This window comes from Bradyrhizobium sp. AS23.2, from assembly GCF_001908185.1.
In the GTDB taxonomy this organism is placed as follows: Bacteria; Pseudomonadota; Alphaproteobacteria; order Rhizobiales; family Xanthobacteraceae; genus Bradyrhizobium.
Map to the genome: position 1 here is coordinate 1 of NZ_LGHM01000142.1, position 11860 is coordinate 11860.

An 11860-nucleotide genomic window follows, 5' to 3' on the forward strand; every position below is an offset into this window, starting at 1 on the left:
ATCTCTATGCCCAGCGCCATCTCGTGGAATGCTGCTTCTCCAAACTCAAGCAGTTCCGCCGCGTCGCCACCCGCTTCGAAAAGACGGCCCGAAATTACCGCGCCGTCGTCACTCTCGCCGCAATCGTCCTATGGATGCGATAAGTGTCCACACCGCCTAGCGCGGGGCGGGCGAGGCGAGGTATGACGGTGTCATGCCTCGTCCCGGGAAACCCGCCGTATGATGCCGGCGCATGAGACCTACGATGTCATTGTCATCGGCGCCGGCGCCGGTGGCATGACGGCGGCGGCGGTGGCAGCTGCCGAAGGCCTGCGTGTGCTGGTCATCGAGAAGACTGCTTTTGTCGGCGGCACGACGGCCTGGTCCGGCGGCATGGTCTGGATCCCCGCCAATGCCAAGATGAGAGAGGCGGGGCTCTCCGACAGCGTCACGGATGCCGTCCAGTATCTGTCGAGCACGGTCCCCGAGCCCTTCAATGCGGGTCTGCGGGCCGCCTTCCTCGCGCGCGGACCGGAGGCGGTCGCTTATCTCGAAGCCAACACCGAGGTGCGCCTTCAGCCGGTCAAAGCCTATCCCGACTATTATCCGGAGCGGCTGGGTGCGACGCCCGGGGGGGCGTGTGCTGGAGCCGGTCGCTTTCGACGGCACGCGGCTCGGCGCGAATTTCGCGCGGCTGCGTGCGCCGCTGCCGGAGTTCACGCTGTTCGGCGGGATGATGGTCAATCGTCTCGATATCCAGCATCTGCGCCGGGTCGGAAAATCGCTGCGCTCCACCATGCGCGCGGCACGGCTGGTCTCCGAGTACGCGTTGCAGCGGCTGCGCAGCCCGCGCGGTACGACACTGCATCTCGGCAATGCGCTCGCGGCGCGCCTCTACGCCTCGCTGCTGGCGCGGCAGGTTGAAATCCTCTTCAGCGCCGATGTCGAGGATCTGTCGATGCAGGGCGATCGCGTCAGCGGAGTGATCATCCGCCATGGCTCCCGCGACCGCTCGATCGCGGCGCGCGGCGGCGTGGTGCTCGCGACCGGCGGCTTTTCGCACGACGCGATTTTGCGCAAACGCTACTTCCCGCCTGTGGCCGGATTCGTCTCTGCGACCAACACATCAGGCACGGGCGACGGGCTTCGGCTTGCGACCGCAGCCGGCGCCGCGCTCAACACGGACGCGACGAGCCCGGCCTATTGGGTGCCGGCCTCGCTGTTCCGCCGCGCCGACGGAAGGCGCGGCGTTTTCCCGCATACGGTGACCGACCGCGCCAAGCCCGGCGTGATCGCCGTCAATGCCGCCGGCCGGCGCTTCGTCAACGAGGCGCTGTCCTACCACGAGTTCGTGCTCGCTATGCTGCGCGACGGCAATGGCGAACCGGACCGGCCATTCTACCTGATTTGCGACCGCCAGTTCCTGTGGAGCTATGGCCTCGGGCACATCAAGCCGTTCACGCACAATGTCCGGCGCTATGTGTCCAGCGGTGAATTGATCGAGGCTCCCGACATCGAGCAGCTCGCCGCGAAGATCGGCATCAAGCCGCCCGCGCTTGCCGCGACGGTCGCTGATTACAACGCCGACGCAAAGGACGGCCGCGATCCCGAATTCGGCCGCGGCAGCACGATCTATCAGCGGCACCTCGGCGACGCCGCTCACAAGCCCAACCCCTGCGTCGCGCCGATCCTGCGCGCGCCGTTCTTCGCGATGCGGATCTATCCGGCCGATCTCGGCACCGCCATCGGCATGAAGGTCGATGCGCAGGCGCGCGTGCTGCGCGAGGACGGAACGCCCATCGCGGGCCTCTACGCCTGCGGCAATGACATGGCCTCGATCATGAACGGCAACTATCCGGGGCCGGGGATCACGCTCGGGCCAGCGCTGACGTTCGGGTACATCGCTGGGCGGCACCTGGCGGAGGGGAGAGTGGCGGCGATGGCGACGCCCGCTGCTGCAGGGACTCCCGTCTAACCACCTCCACCGCTGTCATGCCCCGCGAAGGCGGGGCATCCAGTACGCCGCGGCGTATCGGCTCAACCACAACCGTCTCGGAGTACTGGATCGCCCGCCTTCGCGGGCGATGACAGTGGGGGGTGCTCCGCTACTCCGCCGCAGCCGCAAAGCGGCTGTTCTCGAGCTCGGCTTCCAGCCGCATCTTCTCGGCCGCCGCCTGCTTGATGTTGGCTTCCTTGACGTGGCCGAAGCCGCGGATCGTTTCGGGCACGCGCGCGAGGCGCGCCAGCAGCGGGATCTGCTCCGCCTTTAGCCCTGCCATCCGCTGATCGATCATGCCGAGATAGTCCTCGACGAGCTTCCGCTCGCTCCGGCGCTCCTCGGTGCGGCCGAACGGATCGAACGCGCCGCCGCGCAGGAACTTGAGCTTGGCCAGAACGCGGAAGGCGTGGATCATCCAGCCGCCGAACTCCTGCTTCTGAAGCCGTCCCGTCGCCTTGTCGCGCTTCGCGAAAATCGGCGGGGCGAGGTAGTACTTCAGCGTGAAGTCGCCGTCGAACTTCTCCGACACTTTCTGCGCGAAGCTGCCGTCGGTGTAGAGCCGCGCGACCTCGTACTCGTCCTTGTAGGACATCAGCTTGAACAGGTTCTTCGCGACGGCCTCGGTCAGCTCCGTGGACGCGGGTGAGGTGGCCGTTTCCGCCTTGCGCACCTTGGCAACGGCGGCGAGATAACGGTCCGCATACGCCTTATCCTGATAGCCAGTCAGAAACGCCGCGCGCGTCGCAATGACATCGTCGAGCGACTTCGTCGGGGCGGAAGCCCGGCTCTTGAACTGCAGCACGCTGCGCACCCGCGACATGTCGTGGGCGGCGAGACGCCCCCAGGAAAAGGCGAGCTTGTTCATCTCGATCGCGGCCCCGTTGATCTCGATAGCGCGGAGCAGGGCCTCCAGCGACAGCGGAATCGCCCCCCTCTGGAAGGCGAAGCCGAGCATGAACGGATTGGTCGCGATGCTATCGCCCATCAGTGCCGCGGCGATGCCGGTCGCGTCGATGATGTCGAGGTTCTTGTCGCCGACGGCGTCACGCAGCACGGTCTGCATCGTGCCCATCTCGAAATCGAGATCGGGATTCTGCACGAAGCTCGCGGTCGGCTGCAGGTCGGCGTTGATGTAGGCCTTGGTCACGCCGCGCTCGGCGCGGCTGAGCGCAGAGGGGCCGGCGGAGACGATCATGTCGCAGCCGAGGATGACATCGGCGCCGCCGGTGGTGATGCGGACCGCCGAGATGTCCTCAGGCTTCGGCGCGATGCGGACATGGCTCATCACCGCGCCGTTCTTCTGCGACAGGCCGGTGAAGTCCAGCGCCGAGCAGCCACGGCCGTCGACATGGGCGGCCATGCCGAGCAGCGCACCGATGGTGATGACGCCGGTGCCGCCGATGCCGGTGACGAGGATGTTGCAGGGACCGTCGAGCTCACGCGCGGGCGGCAGCGGCAGGTCGGCGAACAACTGACCGGAATCGACCGCCGAGGTCTTGACGCGCTTGAGCGTGCCGCCATGCACGGTGACAAAGCTCGGGCAAAAACCCTCGACGCAGGAAAAGTCCTTGTTGCAATTCGATTGGTCGATCTGGCGCTTGCGGCCGAACTCGGTCTCCAGCGGCTGCACCGAGACGCAGTTGGAGGCCTGCGAGCAGTCACCACAGCCTTCGCAGACGAGCTCGTTGATGAAGGCGCGCTTGGCGGGATCCGGATACAGACCCCGCTTGCGGCGGCGGCGCTTTTCCGCGGCGCAGGTCTGGTCGTAGATGACGACAGTGAGGCCCTTGATGTCGCGCAGCTCGCGCTGCACGGCATCGAGCTCGCGGCGGTGATGGATCGTCGCGCCTTGAGGGAAGTAATTGCCTTCAGGATATTTGGTGGGATCGTCCGAGACGATCGCGAGCCGCTTGACGCCCTCCGCCCAGACCTGGTGCGCGATCTGCGCGACGTTGAAGCTGCCTTCCGCCGGTTGGCCGCCGGTCATCGCCACCGCGTCGTTGTAGAGGATCTTGTAGGTGATGTTGATGCCGGCGGCGGAGGCGGCGCGCAGCGCCAGAAGACCGGAATGGGTGTAGGTGCCGTCGCCGAGATTCTGGAAGATGTGCTTCTCGGTGGTGAAGGGCGACTGGCCGATCCAGTTCACGCCCTCGGCGCCCATATGCGAGATCAGGTCGGTCCGGCGGGTCGGCATGCTCAGGGCCATGCCATGGCAGCCGATGCCGGCCATGGCGCGGCTCCCTTCGGGCACGCGCGTCGAGGAGTTGTGCGGGCAGCCCGAGCAGAAGAACGGCGTGCGCGCGAGCTTGATCGGCGCGCTGGTGGTGTCGGGATTGTCGAAGGCCTCGAGCCGCGCCAGGCGCTGCTCCAGCACCGGGCTGTGATGACCGAGCTTGCGCAGCCGCGCCACGAGCGCGGACGCGACGATGGTCGGCGTCAGCTCGCCTTCGCTCGGCAGCAGCGGCGCGCCGCTCTCGTCGCGTTTTCCCGTGACGGTCGGGCGTTTCGACGCATCGATATTGTAGAGGATGCGCATCAGCTGGTCTTCGATGAAGCCGCGCTTCTCCTCGACGACCAGGACCTCCTGAAGACCTTCGGCAAAGCGCCTGGCGCCGTTTTCCTCCAGCGGCCAGGTCATCGCGACCTTGTAGATGCGAAGGCCGAGATCCTGCGCGTCCTTGTCGGTGATGCCGAGATCGGCGAGCGCCTGGCGCAGATCGAGATAGGCCTTGCCGGTCGCGAGAATGCCGAGCCGCGCCGGCTTTGAATCGAGCACGATGCGGTCGAGCTGGTTGGCGCGAGCAAAAGCCTGCACCGCGGCCATCTTCGGGCCGAACAGGCGCTTCTCAGCCTCCAGCGGCGGGTCGGGCCAGCGGATGTTGAGGCCGCCGGGCGGCATCTCGAAATCATCGGGGAGCTTGATCTGGATACGCTCGGGATCGCTGTAGATCGAGGCCGAGCTCTCGACGGTCTCGCTGATCGCCTTGAAGCCGACCCAGCAGCCCGAGAAGCGCGACAGCGCGAAACCGTAGAGGCCCAGATCGAGATAGTCCTGCAGCGTTGCGGGATTGATCACGGGGATCAGCGCCGCTGCGAATACCTGCTCGCTCTGATGCGCCAGTGTCGAGGACTGGCAGCCGTGATCGTCGCCGGCGAGCGCAAGTACGCCGCCATTGAGCGAGGTGCCGGCCGCATTGGCATGCTTGAGCGCATCGACGGAGCGGTCGACGCCGGGGCCCTTGCCGTACCAGATGCCGAACACGCCATCGACCTTGGCGCCGGGAAACAGGCCGACCTGCTGGCTGCCCCAGACCGCGGTCGCCGCCAGGTCCTCGTTCAGGCCGGGGACGAAGGCGATATCGTGCTGCTGGAGGTGCGATTTCGCGCGCCACAGCGCGTGGTCGTACATGCCGAGCGGGGAACCGCGATAGCCCGAGATGAAGCCGCCGGTGTTGAGCCCCTGCAGCCGGTCGCGTTCGCGCTGCAACATGGGCAATCGAACCAGGGCCTGCGTGCCGGACAGGAATATCCGCGTCGATTCGAGCCGGTATTTGTCGTCCAGCTCGACCTGCATCAGCGTCATTTCAGAAGTCCTCGTCTCTCGTTCTGCGTGAGGTTTGCGCTGCGGGAGGGATTGCGGCTGCGCGACGCGAATTGTGACAGTCAAAAGCATGTGCCGGCGAAGTCAATATCGCTGGCCGCATCCGTGGCGCTCCTGCTAGTCATGGCTTCCAGTGGAGAACACCATGGCTGAAAACGCATTCGACACCGAGATCACAGAGACAGCCGGGGCCTTGATCGGACCGTGGCGCCAGCCGCGCCAGATGTTGCAGGCGCAAACCTACGACGCGCACGCCTCGATCCACGATGACGCCACCGCGCAAAAGCTCGGCTTCAAGGGCGGCACCATCGAGGGCCCGACGCATTTCAGCCAGTTCGCTCCGCTCGGCGAGCGTCTTTGGGGACGCGCCTGGTTCGAGACCGGCTGCCCCTCCGCGCATTACCGCAGCGTCTGCTACGAGGGTGAGGAGGTGCAGGCGATCCTGTCGAAGCCTCCCGCAGGCACCAGCCAGTGCCAGATCCAGATGGTCAAGCGTGACGGCACCGAGGTGCTGCGCGGCACGGCTTCGATCGGCGATGCGATGGTCGCGACCGCGCTCGAGGCCCGTCTTGCCAAGCTCAAGCCGCTCGCCGATCCCGTGATCCTGCGCGACGTGAAGGTGGCGCAGACCGGCAAGCGGCAGACGGTGCGGATGGCGTTCGACCAGAACATGGGCGACCTCTATCCGTTCTCGCTCAGGCAGAAGCTCGCCGTCATCACCGAGAGCTCGCCGTACTATTCGGGCGCCGACAATCCGTGGGGCAGGGCGATCATCCCGATGGAGATGCTGAGCGTTCTGTTTCAGCACCGCTCCAAGGACGATCCGCTGCCGACGAAGGGGCCGGCGGTCGGCCTGTTCGCGGACCAGGAGATCAGGCTGATCAAGGGGCCGCTCTTCGTCGACGAAGAGTACGAAGTCGAGCGCGAGGTGGTCGCGCTGTCCGGCAGCCGCCGCACCGAGAGCGCCTGGATCAAGACGCGCGTGTTCGACAAGGCGAACACGGTGGTCGCGACCATGCTGCTCAACATGGCGACGCTGAAGGATTCGTATGCGCCGTATGAGGACGAGTATCGGCAGCTGTACGGGGCGGGGCGGTAGGCGCTGCACTCTCCGCAGTCATTCCGGGGCGACGCGAAGCGTCGAGCCCGGAATCCATTTCTCTTCACACATTGCGGCTCGATGGATTCTCAGATGCGCAATTGCGCATTATAGTTCGCGACTTCGTCGCGCCCCGGAATGACGGTGGAGAGAGTGCCGCCACCCGCTCATCCTTTAAGCAATTGCCCGTCGCGAAGCCGTCGCACAGCGAATGAGCAGCGGTCGGTTCCGCGCATAAGCTCCTGTGTATACAACGAATTCCCTCGCCGCCCGCGCCCCGCCGCAATTGTACACAATGGCACGGCGCTTGCAGAACTCCTGGCAAAGGAGTTCTCGCGGGGCCTGCGTTATGTTGAACTCAACCAAGCCGACACTGGGCGTCATCAGCGCCGAGCCCGAGCCGATCAAGCTCGACTGGTCGAGCACCGCGCTCGTGATCATCGACATGCAGCGCGATTTCATGGAGCCCGGCGGTTTCGGGGAGACGCTCGGCAATGACGTCAGCCAGCTTGCGCGCGCGGTGAAACCGATCGGCGCGGTGCTGAAAGCGGCGCGCGACACCTGCATGCTGGTGATCCACACGCGCGAGGGCCATCTGCCGGATCTCTCCGACGCGCCGCCCGCGAAAGTCGAGCGCGGCGCGCCGAGCTTGCGCATCGGCGATCCCGGTCCGATGGGCCGCATTCTCATTCGCGGCGAGGCAGGGCACGACATCATTCCCGAACTCTATCCGCTCGACAACGAGGTCGTGATCGACAAGCCCGGCAAGGGCGCGTTCTACGCCACCGAACTCACGGACGTGCTGGAGAAATACGGCATCGAGAACCTGCTGGTGTGCGGCGTCACTACCGAAGTGTGCGTCAACACCACCGTGCGCGAGGCCAATGACCGCGGCTATCGCTGCGTCGTCATCTCGGACGGCTGCGCGTCCTACTTCCCCGAGTTTCACGAGATGGGCCTGAAGATGATCAAGGCCCAGGGCGGCATCTTCGGCTGGGTCGCGGACTCAGCCGCAGTACTGGAGGCAATGAAGATTTCGACCACACAGGGGTAATATCATGAGCACATTGACGGGAACGGTCGGCAAGTCCGAGTTCAAGCCGGCTCTATGGACATCGGGCGACTGGAACGCGTTTTTTGGCTTCGGCACCAACATCCTCGTCAACATGCTGGTGCTCACGGGGCTGTTGCGCTTCGTGCTGAAGATGCCGGACAGTCTCGTATTCGGCCGCATCCTGCCCGCGCTCGGGCTGATGATGTGCCTGTCGACCTTCTACTACGCGTTCCTCGCCTATCGCCTCGCGCAGAAGACTGGTCGCAACGACGTCTGTGCGCTGCCATCCGGTGTCAGCGTGCCGCATATGTTCATCGTCACCTTCGTGATCATGTTGCCGATCACGCTCAGGACCGGTGATCCGCTCAAGGGCTGGTCGGCCGGCCTCGTCTGGGTGTTCTTCCAGAGCTTTATCCTCATGATCGGCGGCTTCATTGCGCCGTTCATTCGGAAGATCACGCCGCGCGCGGCGCTGCTCGGCACGCTCGCCGGTGTCTCCGTGACTTTCATCGCGATGCGCCCGGCGCTCGAAATGTACATGACGCCGCAGATCGGCCTCGTCTGTTTCGCCATCATCCTGGTGAGCTGGTTCGGCGGCGTGAAATATCCGAAAGGTATTCCTGCCGGTCTGGTCGCGATCGCCGTCGGCATGATCATCGCATGGGGTTCGAATCTGTTCGGGCTCGGTCTCGGTGGATTGAGCATCGCGGGCGTCGGTGCGGCGTTCGCCAATTTCGGCTTCTCGGTGCCGCTTCCTGCCGTGGGCTACGTCTTCTCCGGCTTCGAATTCCTCGGCATCATCCTCGTCACCGCCGTCCCGTTCGGCATCTATGACCTCGTCGAGGCCATGGATAATGTCGAGAGCGCGGAAGCTGCCGGCGACGAATATCCGACCACGCGGGTGCTCACCGCCGACGGTGTCGTCAGCCTGATCGGCTGCCTGATGGGCAATCCCTTCATCAACGCGGTCTATATTGGCCATCCCGGCTGGAAGGCGATGGGCGGCCGCATCGGCTATTCGGCTGCGACCGGCATCATGGTGGTCGTGCTTGCATGGTTCGGCATCATCTCGGTGCTGCTCGCGCTCGTGCCTGTTGTCGCGATCTCGCCGATCCTGCTCTACATCGGCATGCTCATCGGTGCGCAGGCGTTCCAGACCACGCCGGTCAAGCACGCGCCTGCGATCGTGCTGGCGTTGACGCCGCATCTGGCGGCCTGGGCCAAGCTCCAGATCGACACGATGCTGGCCTCGACCATGACGGCGGCAGCGACGGTCGGCGGCATGGCAGCCGACAAGGCCGATGCGGTCAAGGCCGCGGCGGTGGCCGCGCTGCCACAGCAGGGCGTGTTTTATCACGGACTCGAGGTGATGGGCGGTGGCTCCATCCTCGGCGGCCTCATTCTGGGCGCGATCGGTGTCTTCATCATCGAGCGCGACTTCGAGAAGGCATCAAGCTTCGCGTTGGCCGGTGCGGTCCTGACTTACTTCGGCTTCATGCACGGCGAAGCCGTCGGCATCGGCGGCGGTTTTGGTGTGACGCCAGCCGTGGCGCTCGCCTATGCCGCGATGGCCGCCGGCCTGTTCGCGGCGAGCAAGCTCGGCGCCAGCGAGCACTATGCCGCGCATCCGGAGATGCACGCCGCGCCGGCGGAATAGACAGCCGAGATCTGCAATTGCGGCCGGTGACGCAAGTGACCTGGCCGCTTCGTCATAGCGTCGAAGGTTAACGATCGGTCGATAGATTTCGCTGTTCCTGCAGGTCGGTCAGTCCGCCGTAGGGTCATCGAACAGGCCGAGTGAGCGCAGACCGCTGCTACCGAATGCGGATGAGGGGAAATCCGCCGTCTCCAGCCGCAAGCTGTGATGGCTGTTCGGCAGCTCGGTTGCGAGGACGATGGTGTCCCGGTCGAGGAAATTGGGCGCCTCCATCGGCCGGACCGCGACGCCGTCGATCGTGAGCATCGATCTCTCGAGCAGCGAAGAGGCGCGGCCGCTGACGATGAGCGCGATACCACACGCCTTGCAGTCGAGCTCGAAGCGAGCGGTGCTTTGCGTGATGGCCCAGATCGGCCCCCAGATCTGCGAACGGGTCAATTCCCACCCGTCGCGATCGATGGGAGTGAAGTCGGTCGCCGGCATCAACCCGACATGCGCATAGAGCGACGATCCAAGCGGCGCCGGCAACTGATCGAGGGTGAATGCGCCGCGCGTCGCCGCCTGCTGCCGTAACACCTTCTCGAAGAAGTTCGTGCAGAAACTGGCAGCATAGCGATGGCCAAGATCATTGGGATGAACCACGTCCACGATCACGTCGCGCCAGGCGAGCCGTCCGGCCTCCATCTCCGGCCACAGCGCGTCGCGGAAGCTGATCATCGGCAGGTCGTAGTGCCGGCCGATCGGCGCCTGCATCGATTGCATGTTGCCGCCCTTCTCCCACATCATGAACAGCAGCAGCGCGGCCGGCGCAGTGCGGTGGTCGAGGATCTGCCGCAACAGTCCCTCGTAGGCGTCCGCATCGGCGGAGGCATCGTTGACACTGAATTCGACGATCACGAGATCCGGGTCCTTGGACAACAGATCGGCGCCGACGCGAAACGCGCCCAGCAGCGAACCGGTGCCCGCAAGTCCGGCATTGACCACGGACAGGGACGCATTGGGAAAGCGTTGGCCCCACCAGGCCGCAATTTGCGATGCATAGTTTCGCGACGGCTCGGACGCCAGCGATCCCTGGGTGATCGAGCCGCCGATGAAACCGAGCGTGACTGGTTCGCCCCGAGCCGCCTTGGCAAATACCCGCTTCAGGCGCGTGGTGTTGCCCGGCGAGACGACGCTGCGCGCAACCATCTCGGCATTCGGTGCAGCGAGGGCGAGAAGGGAGGAGGGCAACAGCGTGGCGCCCGCGGCGATGCTGGCGCCGAGCAGCAGCTCGCGCCGACGGACGATCACGGCGCGCTTCCTTGCGTCACGGCTGCCGGGCGGCGCCGCTGCCGCGTCCAGTTAAGGATCGGCCGCTCCACATACCAGTAGGCAAGGCATCCGACGGTGAGGCCGGCGGCGATCGCCGCAACGGCCAAGGGCGCATAGTTGAATGCGCTGACCGGGCCAAACAGCTTCCGTCCGATCGCCCAGACCGCAGCCATGGCGAAGAAGTGGAAGAGGTACAGCGAATAGGATGCGTCGCCGAGGAAGCGGAAGGCCGGAACGACCGGCAGGCGCCCAGCTTCTTCGGCCCAGATCACGGCGGCGACGATGGTCATGGCGCCAAACGACATCGACATATGGAACAACAGCAGATGAATATCCGGATCGGTCCGGTACAGGATGACAAGCGACAGCGCGCCGGCGGCGAGCAGACCGAGGACATGGATACGGCCAAGCCGCTGCAGCGAGCCGAGTTGATAGAGCCGGCCGACGCCGGCGCCGACGAGAAAGCCGAGCAGGCTGGGGCTCGTATAGAAATCCTGGATATGGGACGGGTGGTCGATCACCCGCCCAATGCCGATCAGACCGACGAAAAGGACAGCAAGCAGCGCGGTGCGGCTCGCCGATCTCACGAAGAACAGGCTCCCGAATACCAAATAGAAGAAGGCCTCGTAGTCCAGCGTCCAGCCGAGACGCAGGAGCGGCGCCTTCGGCACATCGGATGGAACGAACAGGAGCGACTTGAGGGCGCCCTCGATCGTCGGCACCGTGGTGAGAAAGCTGCTTGGGCTGGCGGTTGCGAGACCGACCACCAGGAAGGTCGCAATCCAGTACATCGGCACGATGCGCATGATCCGGTTGCGGGCGAAGGCGACCGGCTCGAAGCGCGCCTCTCCGCCGATCACCGTGATGATGAAGCCGCTGAGCACGAAGAAGATCTCCACGCCGAGCCGGCCGGTGATGAGCAGGGCCTCATTGCGGCTCTCGAGCGGCCAGTACAGCGCGTGGGTGACGAGGACCATCAGCGCGGCCAGCGCACGCAGATATTGGATGGAAACGAGCTGCGCTCGGGCGGCCGCCGCCCCGCCTGTCTCGAAGCGGGAGATTAACTGTGTCATTTCAGACCACTCTCTTCCCCAAGAACAATTATGCGACGAAGTGTGCAAGCCGCGAGCCAAGGATCCGGCTACGCGGCGAAGACGAGC

The 11860-nt window shown here is 65.1% G+C and carries 7 protein-coding genes and 2 pseudogenes; 6 read left to right on the forward strand and 3 right to left on the reverse strand.

Annotated features, from left to right (window positions below; genetic code table 11):
• The 3 genes and pseudogenes from AC630_RS28265 to AC630_RS28270 form a co-directional block, all read left to right on the forward strand.
• Positions 1-143 (forward strand): annotated as a pseudogene (locus AC630_RS28265) (IS5/IS1182 family transposase); the annotation flags it as partial.
• A 133-nt stretch (positions 144-276) separates the two neighbouring features.
• Positions 277-639, forward strand: a pseudogene (locus tag AC630_RS48435) (FAD-binding protein); the annotation flags it as partial.
• Positions 620-1954, forward strand: coding sequence for an FAD-binding protein (locus tag AC630_RS28270; protein WP_502691541.1), 1335 nt, complete (start codon positions 620-622; stop codon positions 1952-1954). The pseudogene AC630_RS48435 and the gene AC630_RS28270, both read left to right, overlap by 20 nt.
• Before the next feature lie 130 nt (positions 1955-2084).
• Here AC630_RS28270 and AC630_RS28275 read toward each other — a convergent pair whose 3' ends face one another.
• Entirely contained in the window at positions 2085-5561 is a 3477-nt protein-coding gene (locus AC630_RS28275) for an indolepyruvate ferredoxin oxidoreductase family protein (RefSeq protein ID WP_074121738.1), read from the reverse strand.
• A 163-nt stretch (positions 5562-5724) separates the two neighbouring features.
• Between AC630_RS28275 and AC630_RS28280 the strand changes: the two genes are divergently transcribed.
• The 3 genes from AC630_RS28280 (at position 5725) to AC630_RS28290 (ending at position 9389) form a co-directional block, all read left to right on the forward strand.
• A complete protein-coding gene (locus AC630_RS28280) occupies positions 5725-6678 on the forward strand; it encodes a hypothetical protein (protein WP_074121743.1) in 954 nt (317 codons plus the stop codon).
• A gap of 349 nt (positions 6679-7027) precedes the next feature.
• Entirely contained in the window at positions 7028-7732 is a 705-nt protein-coding gene (locus AC630_RS28285; protein WP_074121739.1) for a cysteine hydrolase family protein, read from the forward strand.
• A gap of 4 nt (positions 7733-7736) precedes the next feature.
• Positions 7737-9389: a regulator gene (locus AC630_RS28290; RefSeq protein ID WP_074121740.1), complete on the forward strand. Its 1653-nt coding sequence runs from the start codon at positions 7737-7739 to the stop codon at positions 9387-9389.
• Between the two features lie 108 nt (positions 9390-9497).
• On the opposite strand, the gene AC630_RS28295 is transcribed toward AC630_RS28290, so the two are convergent.
• Entirely contained in the window at positions 9498-10679 is a 1182-nt protein-coding gene (locus AC630_RS28295; protein WP_074121741.1) for an SGNH/GDSL hydrolase family protein, read from the reverse strand.
• Entirely contained in the window at positions 10676-11773 is a 1098-nt protein-coding gene (locus AC630_RS28300; protein WP_074121742.1) for an acyltransferase family protein, read from the reverse strand. Before AC630_RS28300 ends, AC630_RS28295 begins: the two co-directional genes overlap by 4 nt.
• Between the last annotated feature and the right edge of the window lie 87 nt (positions 11774-11860).